The organism is Streptomyces sp. GMY02 (assembly GCF_019056675.1).
GTDB classification, from domain to species: Bacteria; Actinomycetota; Actinomycetes; order Streptomycetales; family Streptomycetaceae; genus Streptomyces; species Streptomyces odonnellii.
Genome location: NZ_CP077658.1, coordinates 7922336 through 7937915, shown reverse-complemented (window position 1 = coordinate 7937915; position 15580 = coordinate 7922336). Strand labels below are relative to the sequence as shown.

Below are 15580 nucleotides of genomic sequence, written 5' to 3'. Positions count from 1 at the left end.
GCGGTGTTGTGCCGGTTCCGTCAGGCGATCTGCAAGTGATCACCGCACGGCAGCTCAACCGCCTGGTCGCGTACCGCGGACAGGGTCACGATGGCATGCGCCACGGCGCTGAGAGTGGTGTGGCGGTGCCAGCCCCCGAAAGTCCGGCCCTCGAAGTCCATCGCGCCGACCTTGGTGCTGATCTCGGCGAAGTCCTTGTCGACACGCTCGCCGAGGCGGCCCAGGCGCACGACGAGCGAGGGCGGCGCCTCTGTCTCTGTCATGTTCGACAGCCACAGCTCCCGCGCCCGGCGCTCCCCGAGGCGCCGTGCGCCGACCAGCCGCAGCATCGGGCTGCCGGAGCCGGGCGACAGCACGACGTCGGTACTGGTCACAACGGGCGACCGGCCGGCTTGGCAGGTACGGCCGGCCCACCGGACCGGACGTCCGCCGGGGTCCGCCCCCTCCGCGAGGTGCTGCGCCGCCATCAACCGGACCGTCCCGCCCGCCCGTACCGTGCTCCACGGGATCAGCCGCATGGCACCGCCGATCCTCAGCACGAAGGGGACCTTCGCCGCCGTCAGATGCCGCACCAGAACGCCCGCGTCCTCCTCCAGGGCCTCCGCGATCACCGGTCTGGGGCTCAGCCCCCATCCCCGTGTCAGCTCCAGCACGGCAGCCGCCGCGGGCGGGACGCCGCCGTCGTCGGCGCCGACCCGGTCCGGGATCTCCGCGCGCCGCCTGCGCTCGCCGTCGGCGAGCCACTTCCCGGACAGTCTCAGCCGCGAGTTGACCGGTGCGCTGTAGTGGTCGTTGGCCATCCACACGCCGTACGAGCGCTGACTGTTGACGATACGCCCGAGTTGCGGAACGAACGATTCAGTAACCCCGACGGTGTGTTCGCCCGTCTTGAGGACCACCATCGGCTTGACCACCCACGCCAGCGGGTCGAGCGCCTGATCCAGGTCCGCGGCCAGCGCCTTGCGCACCGGGACCCAGTCCCACGACGACTTGCTGATGAAGTGGTGCAGCCGCTGCTCGGCCGCGCCGCCTCCGGCCATCGACGCTATCGAGCGCATCGACTTGCGACTGGTGAGCGACAGCAACCCGGAGATGTACAGTTCGCCGTACTTCCGCTGGTCGCGACGCGGCAGCGACACCAGCATCCGTCGACTGTACTCGGTGACGAAGTCGTCGGCGACCCCGCTCCAGACGATCTCGTGTGTTCGATGCGAACGGTGTAAATCCACGACGAAAATCCCTCCGCCGGACACCGGATCCAGTCACCCCACCGCGCTGGACCAGGAGCCCCCGCTTGTCCTTTGGCGTGGTCTAGTTGAACATACGTTTTAGATTTTCACCATGGTCGTCCATTTCACACGACCTCTTCGAAACGGCCTCGGGCCTCTGAGCGACTCCTGCGCACTTCACCGTCTGATCCACATATCCGCAGGTCAGAGCGGTCTGTCCAGTCGCTTCCCGATCTCGTCCACACGGTTGCAACAGTGCGGAAGCATGTTTCACTCGGCCGACATGAAGAGATGAACGCCCCAATACCAAACCGACCGTTCAACTCACAATGGAGTTTTTGCGTCGGCCAACTCCGTGACGGAGTCACGCACCCGGGGGCGATGGGATGATGATCGATGACAAGGCGACGGCGGTTCGAGGAAGTCGGTGCGAATCCGGCGCGGTCCCGCCACTGTGATCGGCGAGCGAGTTCCGGCAGTCACTGTCCGAGAGGGGCGGGCAGGCCCGGACGAGCGACGACCCGAGAGCCAGGAGACTCACGCGGTCGCCTCCTCATGGGACACCGGGGCGGATTTCCCCGGGGAGAGGGGTGGTTGAGCGTGCCCGAGAAGTCTGCGGAAGAGGCACCCGGCGACGAGGTGGTCGCACGGGAGGCCGACCTGGTGCCGTGCCGTGTTGTCGTGTGCCGGGACTGCTGCTGTGGCAGTGCCAAGGTGACCGGGGTCGATCACGCGGCTCAGACCGCACGTCTGCGTGCGGAGGTACCCGTACGGATCTCAGCGTGCCTGGACGTGTGTGAGCAGGCCAACGTCATCGTCGTACAACCCTCGGCCGCGGGCCGGGCAGCCGGAGGGCGGCCGGTCTGGCTGGGGCTGGTCAACGACCCCGACGCGACCGAGGACATCACGGACTGGGCACGCGCGGGCGGCCCGGGCATCACACCCATGCCGGAGATCCTCGGTCTGTACGCCATCACTCCGCCGCGGCTCGGCACGGCTTCCCGGAACGGGCCTGATGCCGACCGTCGTTGAGACCACCGCGGACCACGCCACCACCCGGACGGCGTTCTGACCGGTGCCGTGGCCCCTACCGGCCGGGGACACCGGGGAACGGACGCGCTTCGGCCTCCGTCCCCGGCTCCCCGGCCCGTACACCGTGCAGCACATGGGCCAGCACCTCCGCCCCGCGCACCACGCGGGGGCCGGGGCGGTTGAAGTGGGCCGGGCCGTCCAGCACGTGGACGCGCCCGGCCCGTACCGCGGGAAGCTCCGCCCAGCCGGGCAGGCGGGTGAGCGACTCCGTCTCGCGAAGGGTCCGCTCGGGCGGAAGGCCACAGGGCAGGACCAGTATCATGTCCGGCCGGGCCGCGCGGACCGCTTCCCAGGTCATCGGCTGGGTGTGCGCGCCGGGGAAGGCGAGCGCGCAACCAGCGCCGGCCAGGCCGGCGCTGATCGATGGTGTGCGGTCGGGTGGGGTCGGGTGTGGTCAGGTGTCCCGAGGGTGGGTGCGTTCGTAGTGGCGGGCGACGCGGGTGCGGTTCCCGCAGACATTGCCCACGCACCACTTGCGGCGCCTGTTCTCGGCGAGGAACAGCATCGAGCAGTCCGGGCTGCCGCATCTGCGCAGGAGCTCCAGCCGCCCGGGACTGGCCAGGAGTCCGATCACCTCGCCGGCGATGGCCGCGAGCGCCGCGTTCCCGCCGTGCTCGACATGCCAGCGGGTCTCCTCACGCACCTCCGGCCCGGTCGTGACCAGGCGCGGGCTGCGCGGAACCGACGACGCGGCCGCGTTGATGTCCTCCACCGACGCCGGGTCCGCCGCACGCCCCTCCACCCGCGCGTCCAGCACATCACGGACGGCAGCCCGCAGCCGCCGCACCGCGGCGGGAGCGGGAACCGGACCGGGCGGCAGACGACGCGCCTGAATGCCCCACCACACCGCCCCCGCAGCGGGATCCCCGATCAGATCCACCGGCGGGTCCTTGACCGTCATCACCGTGTCCACGAGATCCAGCGCCACCAGCGGCTCCCCACCCATGGGGAAGCCCGCCGCCTGCAACTCCTCGACCGTCACCTTAACGCTCATGTGTGAACAGTAAACATTAGAGGGACTGACGTCCATCAACGTCGACAATCAGTAACGTCGCGCCCCGATCGAGCAGAGGCGACGCCTTGCAGCTCGCTTCTAATGGATATAGCGTCTACTTATGCGTTAGTAGGCGTGGAGTGGTGCGGCAGTCCGCCGCAGCGGGTCCTGGGCAACAGGCCCCCTCGGATCCGTCCCTCGTTCCAGCCTCCGGACAAAGAGATCAAGGAGACCGTCATGACAGCGCCTCTGCGGAACAAGACGGTGCTCGTGGTGGGCCGCGGCAGCGGAATCGCCCGCGCTGTGACCGACGCCGCACTCGCGGCCGGCGCCCGGGTGATCGCGGCGGGCCGGGACCGTTCCACTCTCGAAAAGGACTACAAGGGCACCGACGTGCTCACCAAAAGCGTCGACCTGACCGACGAGGACTCCATCGCGGCGCTCGCCGAGGGCCTCGGCAGCGTCGACCACGTGGTGTCCGTCGCCTCCGCCAGGGCACGGGGAAAGGTGAGCGAACTGACACCCGAGGCGATTCTCCTCTCCTTTCACACCAAGGTCGTCGGGCCGATCATGCTCGCCAAGCACTTCGCGCCGAACATGCCCGAGAACGGGTCGTTCGTACTCTTCTCCGGAGTCGCCGCCCTTGAGCCCGACCCCGGATTCCTCGCGGTTGCCGCGACCAACGGATCGGTCAACACCGTCACCCGCTCCCTCGCCGTCGAACTCGCACCGATCCGGGTCAACGCGATCTCACCGGGCACCATCGACACCGGCGCCTGGGACGCACTGGGAGAGCAGCGGAAAGCGGAGTTCTTCGCGCGCCTGTCGAAAGACAACCCCTCGCGCCGCATCGGCACACCCGACGACATCGCTCAGGCGGTCATCTTCGCGCTGACGAACACCTTCATGACAGGCGTCTCACTGCCCGTCGACGGCGGCCAGCCCCTCGTCTGATCCACCCGCCCCACCTCGGAGGGAAAACATGCGTGCCATCGTCATCGAGAAATTCGGCGGACCGGACAGCCTCGTCTATACGGAACTGCCGGAACCCGAACCGCTCGACGGTCATGTCGTCATCGGGATAAAGGCGTTCGGCCTGAACCACGCCGAGATGCATATGCGCAGGGGCGAGTGGGCCGAAGCCGCCAGGGTCAGCGGTATCGAGTGTGTCGGCCTGGTGAAATCCTGCCCCGGTGGCGAGTTCCCGGTCGGCGCGAAGGTCGCGGCGCTGATGGGCGGCCTCGGTCGTACCATCAACGGCAGCTACGCCGAATACACGAGGGTCCCGGCGTCGAACGTGGCGGTCATCGAATCCGGCCTTTCCTGGGCCGAACTGGCCGCGATCCCGGAGACCTACGCGACCGCCTGGACGTGCCTGTTCCGCAATCTGGAGATCACTTCCGGGCAGACGCTCGTCATCCGGGGTGCGACCTCGGCCTTCGGCCGGGCCGCGGTCGGTCTCGCGGTCGATGCCGGCGTGCACGTCATTGGCACTTCCCGCAATCCTGAGCGGTTCCCCTTGCTGGAGAGGCTCGGTGTGGAACGAGCCGAGCTGGAGGGCCCCGGCCTTTCCGAACGGATCAAGGAAGCCAAGCACATCGACGCCGTACTCGATCTCGTGGGAAACAGCACCGTCCTCGATTCTCTGGAGATGCTGCGGCGAGGCGGCCGGGCATGTCTGGCGGGCTGGCTCGGGGGTCTCGACCCGATCACCGACTTCAACCCCCTGCTGCAAATGGCGAGTGGTGTCTGTCTGACCTTCTTCGGCAGCTTCGCCTTCGGGAAGCCCGGCTTCCCACTGTCCGATGTGCCGCTCCAGACGATCGCGGAGCGGGTGGCGGCGGGCCGTTTGAAGGCGAAGCCCTCACGCGTGTTCCGTTTCGAGGAGATACGGGAGGCACATCGTGTGATGGAGGCCGGCGAGGCCGGGGGCAAGATGGTCGTCGTCCACGATTGACCTGCGGGGCACTGCACCTGCGGAGCACTGCCTGCCTACCGAGTTCACCAGCCTGTCCCACGTGAAGTTGTCGGCGGCGGAGCCGGGGCGGCGGTCTCCCCTGCGTACGGGGCTTGTGTTGGACTGGCCCGGCATAATCCGTACACCACGATGGAGTGAATGCGATGCCTCTTGAGGGCGAGTACGAGCCGAGTCCGGCGCAGTGGGTGCGCGATCAGGTCGAGCTGTATGAGAGTTCGGGTGGCACGCAGGGCACAACGCTCTGGGACACGGGTCTGCCGGTCGTCATTGTCACGATGCGCGGCGTGAAGAGCGGCAGGATCCGCAAGATTCCACTGATGCGCGTGGAGCACGAGGGGCGGTACGCGGCGGTGGCCTCGAAGGGCGGCTTCCCGCACCACCCGGTCTGGTACTTCAATCTCAGGGCCGACCCGCGGGTGGATGTCCAGGACGGCCCCGAACTCCAGGGCATGACGGCCCGTGAGCTCACCGGGGACGAGAAGGCGCAGTGGTGGCAGCGCGCGGTCGCCGCGTATCCGCCGTACGCCGAATACCAGGAGAAAACCGACCGCGTGATCCCCGTCTTCGTACTCGAACCCGATCACCTGGCCGGGCCGGCGAACGCCCCGTCGCCGACGGGGAACTGAGCTCCGGACCTCACCCGCCCGGCCCGGCAGGGCGCCGCGCGGCCGGGGACAGGGTCCGGCGCCGCCCTGGACAGGCTCACCTGGCCTTGTTCCCGGAATGCGAACGAAACAAGGTCAGGTGAGACAGAGGCGAGGTCCCGCGAGACGGGCCAACGCTCCTGCCTCCGCCGCCAACCCCCGAAGGCTCACCTGCCCTCAGTGGCCGGGGGACGTGCTCCCGGGAGGGGCTTGGCGCATGGCGGCGGATCACCTGCCGTTACCGTCCAGGGCAGCGGCGCGGCGCCAGGCCGCGTCGCGCAGCAGCCGCAGGCCGTTGAGGCCGACGATGACGGTGGAGCCTTCGTGGCCCAGGACGCCGAGCGGCAGCGGCAGGTGTCCGACGAGGTCCCAGACGACGAGGCCGGAGATGAACAGCCCGGCGATGACCAGGTTCTGGACCACGAGGCGGCGTGCGGCGCGGGAGAGGGCGACGACCGTGGGCACGGTGGCGAGCTCATCGCGGACGATGACGGCGTCGGCGGTCTCCAGGGCCAGGTCCGATCCCGCCCGGCCCATGGCGATGCCGGTGTGGGCGGCGGCCAGGGCGGGGGCGTCGTTGACGCCGTCGCCGACCACCAGCACTTTGCGTCCCGCCGCCTCCTGTTCGCGTACGGCGGTGACCTTGTCCTGGGGCAGCAGTCCCGCCCGTACGTCGGTGATGCCGGCCTGGGCGGCGAGGTGGGCGGCTGCGCGCGGGTTGTCGCCGGTCAGCAGTACGGGCGCCCTGCCGGTCAGGGCGGTGAGGGAGGCGACGGTGGCTGCGGCGTCGGGGCGCAGACGGTCGGCGATCCCGAGGATGCCAACGGGTACACCGTCTCGGAGGACGAGGACCACAGTGCGGCCTCCGCCCTCCAATTCGCCGACGATCGCGCCGACGTCGGCGGTCTTCGGATCGGTGGTGTCTTCGAGGAGGCGTGCGGGTGTGCCGATGGAGACCGTGCGGCCCGCGATGACGGCCGTCACGCCGATGCCGGGGGCGGAGGTGAATTCATGAGCGTCCGGGATACCGAGGCCGCGTTCACGGGCGGCGTCGACGATGGCCCGGGCCAGCGGGTGTTCGCTGGGGTGTTCGGCCGCCGCCGCGAGGCTGAGCAAAGCGGCCTCGGTCAGTTCGTCACCGTCCGGTCCGGCGCCGGTCAGCGGACGGAGCGGACGGATGTCAGTGACCCGCGGGGTGCCTTCGGTGAGTGTGCCGGTCTTGTCCAGGGCCACGGCGTCGATCTGGCCGAGGCGTTCCATGACGACTGCGGACTTCACCAGGACTCCGTGCCGTCCCGCGTTGGCGATGGCGGAGAGCAGTGGCGGCATGGTGGCGAGGACCACCGCGCACGGTGAGGCGACGATCATGAAGGTCATCGCCCGCAGCAGTGAGTCGGTCAGGTCCGCGCCGAAGCCCAGCGGGACCGCGAAGACCGCCAGAGTGGCGAGGACGATGCCGACCGAATACCGCTGCTCGACCTTCTCGATGAACAACTGCGTCGGAGCCTTCGTCTCCGACGCCTCCTCGACCATCGCCACGATCCGGGCGATCACCGAGTCCGACGCGTCGCGTTCGACCCGTACGCGCAGCGCGCCGGTGCCGTTGAGGGTGCCCGCGAACACCTCGTCGCCGGTCTCCTTCGCCACGGGCAGGGGTTCACCGGTGATGGTCGCCTGGTCCACCTCGCTCGCGCCGTCGAGCACCCGCCCGTCGGCGCCGATCCGTTCGCCGGGGCGGATCAGGATGGTGTCGCCGACGGCGAGGTCCTCGGTGGCAACCGTCTCCTCCCCGCCGCCGGCCGGCAGTCGGGTCGCGGTCGCGGGGGCGAGATCGAGCAGCCCGCGTACGGAGTCGGCGGTACGGGCAGTGGCCAGGGCCTCCAGCGCGCCGGAGGTGGCGAAGATGACGATCAGCAGTGCCCCGTCCATCACCTGACCGATCGCCGCGGCCCCGATCGCCGCGACAATCATCAGCAGGTCCACATCGAGGGTCTTCTCCTTGAGCGCCAGCAGCCCCGCCCGGGCGGGCTCCCAGCCACCGGACGCATAGGCGAGTGCGTACAGCGGCCCCCACGACCAGGCCGGCGCGCTGAAGAGCTGGAGCGGCAGCGCGATCAGAAAGAGAACGAGCGCGGCGGCCGCCCAGCGGGCCTCCGCAAGGGCGAACACGCGCGTACGCCGCCGAGGTGCGACCAAGCCCCGCTCGCCTGCGGACCGCGCCGGGAGATCAGTGACGGTGGAAAACATGCGGCTGGGTTCCTTTACGCGGTCGGCATGGACGACCCGTCCACAGTACAGGAAAATATGAACACTTCTTCATTTGTCGTCAGTAGAATGGAACCCATGGGCCATGGAGTCGACGAGAACACCACCACCCGCGACCGTCTGGACGCGGTAGGGGCCACTGATGTCGCCGCCACCCTCCAAGCGCTCGCGACCCCTTCGAGGCTGTACATCCTCGCCCGCCTGAGGGAAGGCCCCTGCTCGGCCGGCGACCTGGCTCTGGCGGTCGGCATGGAGCAGTCCGCCTGCTCCCACCAGCTCCGTCTGCTACGCAACCTCGGGCTGGTCACCGGCGAGCGCAACGGCCGCTCCATCGTCTACTCGCTCTACGACCACCACGTCGCCGAGCTCCTCGACCAAGCACTGCACCACGTGGAGCACCTGCGCCTGGGACTGCGCGACGCCCCCGCCGAAACGAAGCGGGCGGGCACGGTGACAGGCCGATAACCCGAACGCCGCCCTGGCCTCCTGCTCACGGAGCTGGAGAAGGAGTCGTCGGGGGCGCGACGCTCGCCGCCGGACTCGGCCCGCCACCGGTCACGGGGACCGAGGGACACCCCGTATCGAAGTGCGTGCCATCGGGCAGTACTGCGGCTCCTGAGAACCAGATGGCCGGCCACGCCGCCCGCATGCTCATCCGCGAAGTCGGTCAGGCGCGGGCGCTCACCGCCGCCGTCGACCAGGCTGGGGAGCCTCGCCGGAGACGTCGGTTACGCCAATGCCCACGGCCCTGCCTCCACGTGCACGGCCACATGCGTTCAACGCGTGAACGCCGTGCCCAGTGCCGGCTGGTTCCCGTTCCCGGCTGTTGAGGCCCTACTTGAAGGCGAGCGTCTGACGATCCTCCCGTGGATCTCCGGCAGGCCAATCGCTGAACAGGGGTGAGCCGATGAGTGGAGTGGTGTCAGAAGCCGAGCACGGCCCGCCGGCCTACGCCCGTATCACCCTCGCCCCCTTCTCGAACCCGTACCCGCCCGCCTGGGCCTGGTGGGACTGCCCGGACCGGGCTGAAACGACGGGGACCACCCACCCGCAACAGCCCCGCGCGCCCTTCCTCTGCTTCGGCGCCGGACCGCCGAATGCATCGGCGACAGCCAATGCGTCGGCGACACCTTCGCCATGCCCCAGGCCACGCTCACCCTGGCCACCATCGCCGCCCACTGGCACCTGCACCCCACATCACGCCGGGAACCCCGGCCCGCCCTGAGCGCCGTCCTGAGCCCCCGCACACCGCGCATGCGGTGCCAGGCCCTTCCACAACCGACAGGAAAGAGCGCGCCATGACAACAGTGCCCAGCACGCCCGTGGCCACCGCCCGCCACCGGCTCACCCCCGCATCGGGAGCCACCGCGATGGACGCCACCGCCCCGGCCAGGCCGACGATCACAGAGATCACCACCTCCCGGGTCGACCCGTATCGCGACAAGGTCGTCCACACCTACGCCGACGACCCCGAGGACTGGCGCAGAGCTCTCGGTGACACCTGTCTGTTCGAGTGGGGCATCTACGAGGGCGCACGGCGCGACATCAGCCTCGGCGAGGCCGGGATTCGTTTCTTCGACCGGCAGTTGCACCTCGCCGGCCTGCTTGAAGGCCCCCGCCCGCGCTTCGACCGCATCCTCGACCTCGGCTGCGGCTGGGGTTTCATCACCTACCTCCTCGCCCGCCGCTTCCCGGACTGCCCGCGCATCGACGCCGTCAATATCAGCGAACGCCAACTCGCCTACTGCGCCGACTACCTCGCCGACCACGACCTGGCCCACCGGGTCAACCTCTACCTGTGCGACGGCCAGGACATCGACCATCTCCCCGCTGCCGACACCCCTTACGACCTTGTCGTCATCCGCGGCGTCTACACGCACTTCACCAACGAGGTCTTCGAAGCCTCCGTCGCCGCCCTCGCCGAACGCGCGCGCTCCGGCACCACCGTGATCATCTCCGACACCCTCTACAAGACCCTTGACGGCTACCGATCGTCCATCCCCGACGACGTGGACCGTGTCGCCTGTGGCAACCGCAAGACCCCCGCCCACTTCATCCGCGTACTTGAGCAACACGGCTTCGCCATCGACGACCTACGGGTTCTGCCCTCCAACGCCGACGTCGCCCACTGGTTCGAACAAGTCAAAGCCAACATCGAACACCATTTCCCCCACGGCGTCACCGGCCCCCTGGAAGAACTCAGTGTCATGGCCGACAACATGTGCGCGGCCCTGCATGCCGACAGAGTCTCCGCCCACAGCGTCATCGCCCACTTCGACCGCGGACAGCCGCAAGGAGACCGGCATGGCCAGTGAAGCGCCATTCCGCCAGCGTCGGAGCACGACCTCCAGCGCAGGATTCCAGCATCCCCCGCAACCCGGGGCGGGAGAGCGGAGGCCACCTCTGAGAGCCGACTCGTCCGGCTCGTCGCTGGTCTCGGCCGACGGCTTCCGGGACCTCATGGCGACCTTTCCGTCAGGGGTCGCCGTCGTCACTGCCTTCGACACGAGCGGCCTGCCCTGGGGGATGACATGTTCGTCCTTGTGCAGTGTGACGACTGCTCCGCCCACTCTGCTGGTCTGCCTGCGACAGGGCGGCCCGACTCTCGCAGCCGCACTCCAGCACTCGCTGTTCAGCGTCAACCTTCTCCAGTCCGACGCCATGGAGGCCGCAGAACTGTTCTCCTCCGGCGACCCCCTTCGCTTCTCCCGCGTCCGCTGGTCCACACCTGACGACAGCGGTGGCCCACACCTCCCGGACGCGGCGCACACCGTCGCCGACTGCGGTGTCTCCCACACGCACGATGCGGGCGACCACACGGCAGTGTTCGGGGAGGTCCTCCGTGTCCGCCGCTACCGCGCATGCGCCCCGCTTCTCTACGGACTACGCCAGTACCAGCCCTGGACCACACCACACAGGACAAGGAGCGCCACCCCATGAAACAGACCGTGCACGACGTCGCGATCATCGGCGGGGGCTTCGGTGGCTCGCTGCTCGGCGCGATCCTCGCCCGCAACGGCGTGGACGTCGTACTGATCGAAGGAACTCCCCACCCCCGGTTCGCCATCGGCGAGTCGACGGTCCCGGAGATGTCGTTCCTCATGCGTCTGCTCGCCGCGCGGTACCGGGTTCCCGAGATCGCCCACCTCGGATCGTACGGCGACCTCCAGCGCGTCGTGCCCACGGTAGGTGTCAAGCGGCACTTCTGCTACGTACTGCATCACGACGGCGAACCCGCCCGGGGCGGCGACACCATACTGGGTCCCACCCTGCCGCCGCCCCTCGGCCCTGACATGCACTACTTGCGTCAGGATGTCGACGCCTATCTGTACGGTCTGGCGATCCGGTACGGCGCGGCGCCACGCAGCGGCCTACGGGTGAAGGAGGCGGACTTCACCAGCCACGGCGTCACGCTCCAGGCAGAGAACGGTGAGCAGGTGGCGGCCCGGTACGTGATCGACGCGGGCGGCCGCAACGCGCTCGTCCCGCGACAGCTCGGGCTGCGGGACATGGAACCACGGTTCATGACCCGGACCCGCACACTGTTCACACACATGACCGGCGTTCTGCCCTGGGACGCGGTGGGTCCGACACGCAAAGAGCACGGCCTGCCCTTCCCCTTCCACCAGGGGACACTCCACCATGTCTTCGACGGGGGCTGGATGTGGGTGATCCCGTTCGACAACCACCGCACGTCGGTCAGCTCACTGTGCAGTGTCGGTATCAGCCTCGACATCGACAAATACCCCTACGATCCGGAGATTTCGCCGGAGCGCGAATTCTGGCAGGTGATCGAGCGGTTCCCCTCGGTCAAAGCACAACTCGCACAGGCCAGACCCGTCCGCCCCTACATGGCGTCCAGCCGGAACCAGTTCTCCGCCCGGCACATCGTGGGCGAACGCTACTGCTTGCTGCCGCACGCGGCTGAGTTCGTCGATCCGCTCAACTCCACAGGGCTGTTGGTGACGGTGTCCTGTATCCATGCTCTGGCACACCGGCTGATCGACGCCGGCCGGGACGGCGACTTCTCGGCGGAGCGTTTCGCCTACATCGAGGAATGGACCAGGCGTTCCTTCGACTGCGCCGACAAGCTCGCGTGGAACATGTACACGAGTTTCTCCGGAGACATCAGGCTGGTAAATGCCGCTTTCCGGCCCTTTGTTCTCCTCGGGACCTACAGCACCTTCAGTCCCGTGGAGACCTGGACCCGTTACCAGCGCACCAAAGACCCCAAGGTTTTCGACAGGCTGGAACAGGCTCCGCAACGAGGTATTCTCTCGGCCGACAAACCCGCCCTCCAGCAGTACCTCGACGACACTGTCGAAGAGCTCCGGGCGTACAAGGACGGTCGGCAGACGGCGGACGAGACGGTGAAGGCGATCTACCGACACCCCGTGCTGCACACGTGGTCGCCGCCGTTCTTCAAAGGCATGACCGATCCGGATTCCCGTCTCCCCATCGGCAAGCTCTCCATCGGGAACGTGGCGCGTCTCCTGTACTGGAGCAAGCACCGGGCACCGGTGGAAATCCTCTCTCCTGCCGCCGTGCCCAGCGCGCTCGGCGAGGGAGCCAGGCAGTTGCGACGTCAAGCAAGGCAGGCATATGACGTAATCCATCCTTACACCCGGGACTGCGTAAAGCCCTGGAACAACGACTGGAAGGCGAAGGAACACGCCCAGGCGGATCCATCTTGATATCGGGCCGGAACAGTGCGGGTGCCCGTCAGGCAGCGACACCGTCGCAGACCACCGAGTAGTTACGGCGACGCGGGGTTCCGCGATCGCTCCCGCGCCATCGGTCTTAAGGGGGGAGCATGACTGAGAACTCTGCATCGGTCCTGGCCCAGACTGTTGCCGCCGTGGCAGCCGTACTGGTCATGGGCGCGGTATTGGCTCCCCTCCTGCGGCGGCTGCGCCAGCCCAGAGTAATCGCCGAGATCACCACAGGAATTGTCCTGGGACCGAGTCTGCTCGGCCTGCTCCCCGGGCATCTGACGACCGCGCTTTTCCCCATGGCGGTACGCCCAAATCTGTCGGCCATCGCCCAGGTGGGAATCCTGCTGTTTATGTTCCTCGTCGGCTGGGAGATGGATCTCAGGCATCTCCGCGTCCGCGGCGGCACCGTACTGGGCATCTCCCTGTCATCGGTGGCACTGCCGTTCGTCGGCGGTATTGCCCTGGCAACCTGGCTCTACCACGACCACGCCAACGTCGATCAGCACCGCGTCGGAGAACTCGCCTTCGCGCTGTTCGTCGGCACTGCCATGGCTGTCACCGCCTTTCCCGTACTGGCGCGCATCATCGTGGAACACCGACTGCAGACGACGTCCGTCGGCCTCCTGTCACTGGCCAGCGCGGCCGTTGGCGACGTCCTGGCCTGGTGCGCACTCGCCGTTGTATCCATCGTGGCCGCCTCCTCCGGCCAGGCCGAGTTGTGGCAGCTCCTGGGCTGCACCGCCCTGTACGCGGCGGTTCTCTGTCTGGCCGTACGGCCGGTCCTGCGACGCCTGATCAGTCGCATGACGCGCAACGACACCATCTCCCCGCAAGTCATCGCCGTCGTAGTGGCGGGAGCGTTTATCTCTGCCTACGTCACCAACCAGATCGGCCTGGATGCCATATTCGGCGCCTTCGCCTTCGGCCTGGCCATGCCTCGCGGGTTGGCAAAACCCCTCGAATCGAACCTCAGAACTCCCTTGGAAAACGTCACTGCCCTGCTCATGCCCATCTTCTTCGTCACCACCGGCCTGACTGTGAATGTCACGGACCTCGGAGGCGACGTGCCCCAACTGGTGGGCATTGTCGCCGTCGCCTGTGCGGGAAAGCTCGGGGGCGCCACCGCGGCCGCTCGCATCTCCGGCATGACCTGGCCGGAGGCGGCCACTATAGGTGTGCTGATGAACACGCGAGGCCTGACCGAACTGATCATTCTCAATGCCGGTTTGAGAATGGGCGTCCTCGACACACGCATGTTCACCATGATGGTTCTCATGGCCCTGGTCACCACCGCCATGGCAGGCCCCCTCATTCCGGACAAGGAGTTTCGTCATGCCCATCGATCGCAGCGCGCTGTACGGCCAGTCGTTCTTGATGCCGGACGTGATCACCAACCTGAGAGAAGAGGTACGGCCTGACTGCGCTGAACTGGACGCGGACACCAACACATGGGCATGGGGGCGCTTGCTGGAGTACTTCGGCTCCGAGGAGCTCGCCAAACGGTACGAACGGCAGCGCATCTGTCACTTTGCCTGCATGGTGTATCCGCGTTCCCTGCCGGACCGGAAAGCGAATACGCACCGGTCGATGATGTCGATCGTGGTGCTGGACGACACGTTCTCCAGACCACAGATCCAAGCATCGGCCGAAGCCGCGAAGGGTTTGCACGACAGGTGGTGGAGGCTGTTCGACCTCAAAGCACCTGGGCCGGGAAATCCGGTCTTCTCCGTCGCATGGGAGACAATCGAGCTGACCGAGCGGCAGGACCCGCTGCTGTCTGCACGATTGCGGTGGCGGTGGCGGGAGCTGGCCGACTCGCACTACTTCGAAGCGATCGACCGGGCGAAGAAGCATGTGCGCACCTACGAGGACTACATCGAAGAGCGGCTGACCAACATCTACGGGTGGTGGCTGACGGACACGATCGAGTATCAGGCAGGAATCCTCCTGGGGGATTTGACGTCTTCGAATCCGATCCTGGAGGCAAGGATTCCGGCGATGCGGCATGTGGCACTGGTCAACGACCTTTACTCATTCCCAAAAGAGATAGACCACACGGAAGAGAAGAACGCGATCCTGGTATGGATGACGCACGATGGATACACGCTTCAGGGGGCGGTAGACCGGCTGGTGGATGAGATCCATCTGGCAGAGGCAGAGTACGTTCAGGCTCGCGAGAAGATTCTGCTTCTTCCTATGGGGAAACGGAAGGATGTTCAGACCTACCTCGAAGGGCTGGAGTTTCTGATGACAGGAAATCTGCGCTGGTCACAGCTCACAACACGATACTTCGGAGACAACCACGACGGTAGGTCGGTGAAAGCGGCTCGAATCTGGATCGAACCAAAGGAGAAGATGTACGACTGAACCGGAAACACGGAGAGCAACCAAGGCTTTGCCAATACCTGCCTTCCCGGATACCGTGATCAGTTGTGTCGCGGGCTGTGGTCGTGCACGGATCAGGCGGTGACTGGGCCCAGAATGTCGCGAGGTGAGGCACTCCGCAGGCGCCACCGCTCCGCTCGGCGCGCTGAACGGAGAGCCGGCGACTGTACGAACGGAGTCCACTGCCCTGGCATTTGACCCGGCGGCCGGAGGTCCTCCTGCCTCCGGCCGCCGGCGATAGCTTGCAAGAGACCGGGCCCGGCCGCACAGCGCCGACT

At 67.4% G+C, this 15580-nt stretch carries 14 protein-coding genes and 1 riboswitch; of the genes, 10 read left to right on the top strand and 4 right to left on the bottom strand.

The genetic code is table 11. The features are described from left to right. Positions 1-20: 20 nt before the first annotated feature. Complete coding sequence (locus KQY30_RS33855; RefSeq protein WP_217310330.1) at positions 21-1229, bottom strand: transposase; 1209 nt, start codon at positions 1227-1229, stop codon at positions 21-23. 417 nt (positions 1230-1646) lie between these two features. Further along, a riboswitch (cobalamin riboswitch) is annotated at positions 1647-1768 on the top strand. A 124-nt stretch (positions 1769-1892) separates the two neighbouring features. Here KQY30_RS33855 and KQY30_RS33850 point away from each other — a divergent pair. Continuing rightward, positions 1893-2261: a (2Fe-2S) ferredoxin domain-containing protein gene (locus tag KQY30_RS33850; protein WP_217311469.1), complete on the top strand. Its 369-nt coding sequence runs from the start codon at positions 1893-1895 to the stop codon at positions 2259-2261. Between the two features lie 55 nt (positions 2262-2316). On the opposite strand, the gene KQY30_RS33845 is transcribed toward KQY30_RS33850, so the two are convergent. Together KQY30_RS33845 and KQY30_RS33840 are read right to left on the bottom strand one after the other, a co-directional pair. Next, positions 2317-2619, bottom strand: coding sequence for an ABC transporter substrate-binding protein (locus KQY30_RS33845; RefSeq protein ID WP_254407453.1), 303 nt, complete (start codon positions 2617-2619; stop codon positions 2317-2319). A 96-nt stretch (positions 2620-2715) separates the two neighbouring features. Continuing rightward, on the bottom strand, positions 2716-3315 hold the full coding sequence (locus tag KQY30_RS33840) for an ABATE domain-containing protein (protein WP_217310329.1): 600 nt from the start codon (positions 3313-3315) through the stop codon (positions 2716-2718). A gap of 237 nt (positions 3316-3552) precedes the next feature. Here KQY30_RS33840 and KQY30_RS33835 point away from each other — a divergent pair, with 237 nt between their 5' ends. The 3 genes from KQY30_RS33835 to KQY30_RS33825 all read left to right on the top strand — a co-directional run bounded on the left by KQY30_RS33835 (position 3553) and on the right by KQY30_RS33825 (position 5919). Beyond that, complete coding sequence (locus tag KQY30_RS33835; protein WP_217310328.1) at positions 3553-4269, top strand: SDR family oxidoreductase; 717 nt, start codon at positions 3553-3555, stop codon at positions 4267-4269. A gap of 28 nt (positions 4270-4297) precedes the next feature. Beyond that, the gene (locus KQY30_RS33830) at positions 4298-5272 is read left to right on the top strand and encodes a zinc-binding alcohol dehydrogenase family protein (protein ID WP_217310327.1); all 975 of its coding nucleotides are present in this window, start codon (positions 4298-4300) and stop codon (positions 5270-5272) included. Between the two features lie 164 nt (positions 5273-5436). Continuing rightward, positions 5437-5919, top strand: a complete 483-nt coding sequence (locus KQY30_RS33825; RefSeq protein ID WP_217310326.1) for a nitroreductase family deazaflavin-dependent oxidoreductase — start codon at positions 5437-5439, stop codon at positions 5917-5919. 246 nt (positions 5920-6165) lie between these two features. On the opposite strand, the gene KQY30_RS33820 is transcribed toward KQY30_RS33825, so the two are convergent. Continuing rightward, positions 6166-8184, bottom strand: coding sequence for a heavy metal translocating P-type ATPase (locus tag KQY30_RS33820; RefSeq protein WP_217310325.1), 2019 nt, complete (start codon positions 8182-8184; stop codon positions 6166-6168). A 96-nt stretch (positions 8185-8280) separates the two neighbouring features. Here KQY30_RS33820 and KQY30_RS33815 point away from each other — a divergent pair, with 96 nt between their 5' ends. From KQY30_RS33815 to KQY30_RS33790, 6 genes are all read left to right on the top strand, one after another. After that, positions 8281-8667: a metalloregulator ArsR/SmtB family transcription factor gene (locus KQY30_RS33815; RefSeq protein ID WP_217310324.1), complete on the top strand. Its 387-nt coding sequence runs from the start codon at positions 8281-8283 to the stop codon at positions 8665-8667. Positions 8668-9500: 833 nt separating this feature from the next. Then, positions 9501-10517 (top strand): cyclopropane-fatty-acyl-phospholipid synthase family protein, encoded by a 1017-nt coding sequence (locus KQY30_RS33810; protein ID WP_254407452.1) that lies wholly within the window; start codon positions 9501-9503, stop codon positions 10515-10517. Then, the gene (locus KQY30_RS33805) at positions 10438-11142 is read left to right on the top strand and encodes a flavin reductase family protein (protein WP_367997459.1); all 705 of its coding nucleotides are present in this window, start codon (positions 10438-10440) and stop codon (positions 11140-11142) included. Before KQY30_RS33810 ends, KQY30_RS33805 begins: the two co-directional genes overlap by 80 nt. After that, complete coding sequence (locus KQY30_RS33800; protein ID WP_217310322.1) at positions 11139-12896, top strand: NAD(P)/FAD-dependent oxidoreductase; 1758 nt, start codon at positions 11139-11141, stop codon at positions 12894-12896. Before KQY30_RS33805 ends, KQY30_RS33800 begins: the two co-directional genes overlap by 4 nt. Positions 12897-13015: 119 nt before the next feature. Continuing rightward, a complete protein-coding gene (locus KQY30_RS33795; protein ID WP_217310321.1) occupies positions 13016-14335 on the top strand; it encodes a cation:proton antiporter in 1320 nt (439 codons plus the stop codon). Continuing rightward, positions 14250-15284, top strand: a complete 1035-nt coding sequence (locus tag KQY30_RS33790) for a terpene synthase family protein (RefSeq protein ID WP_217310320.1) — start codon at positions 14250-14252, stop codon at positions 15282-15284. The genes KQY30_RS33795 and KQY30_RS33790 overlap by 86 nt, the downstream gene beginning before the upstream one ends. Positions 15285-15580: the final 296 nt, after the last annotated feature.

Coding starts and splice junctions, on each gene's coding strand:
- KQY30_RS33845 (WP_254407453.1), bottom strand. CDS start 2,619: ATGACCTGGGAAGCGGTCCGCGCGGCCCGGCCGGACATGATACTGGTC.
- KQY30_RS33840 (WP_217310329.1), bottom strand. CDS start 3,315: ATGAGCGTTAAGGTGACGGTCGAGGAGTTGCAGGCGGCGGGCTTCCCC.
- KQY30_RS33835 (WP_217310328.1), top strand. CDS start 3,553: ATGACAGCGCCTCTGCGGAACAAGACGGTGCTCGTGGTGGGCCGCGGC.
- KQY30_RS33830 (WP_217310327.1), top strand. CDS start 4,298: ATGCGTGCCATCGTCATCGAGAAATTCGGCGGACCGGACAGCCTCGTC.
- KQY30_RS33825 (WP_217310326.1), top strand. CDS start 5,437: ATGCCTCTTGAGGGCGAGTACGAGCCGAGTCCGGCGCAGTGGGTGCGC.
- KQY30_RS33820 (WP_217310325.1), bottom strand. CDS start 8,184: ATGTTTTCCACCGTCACTGATCTCCCGGCGCGGTCCGCAGGCGAGCGG.
- KQY30_RS33815 (WP_217310324.1), top strand. CDS start 8,281: ATGGGCCATGGAGTCGACGAGAACACCACCACCCGCGACCGTCTGGAC.
- KQY30_RS33810 (WP_254407452.1), top strand. CDS start 9,501: ATGACAACAGTGCCCAGCACGCCCGTGGCCACCGCCCGCCACCGGCTC.
- KQY30_RS33805 (WP_367997459.1), top strand. CDS start 10,438: ATGCCGACAGAGTCTCCGCCCACAGCGTCATCGCCCACTTCGACCGCG.
- KQY30_RS33800 (WP_217310322.1), top strand. CDS start 11,139: ATGAAACAGACCGTGCACGACGTCGCGATCATCGGCGGGGGCTTCGGT.
- KQY30_RS33795 (WP_217310321.1), top strand. CDS start 13,016: ATGACTGAGAACTCTGCATCGGTCCTGGCCCAGACTGTTGCCGCCGTG.
- KQY30_RS33790 (WP_217310320.1), top strand. CDS start 14,250: ATGCCCATCGATCGCAGCGCGCTGTACGGCCAGTCGTTCTTGATGCCG.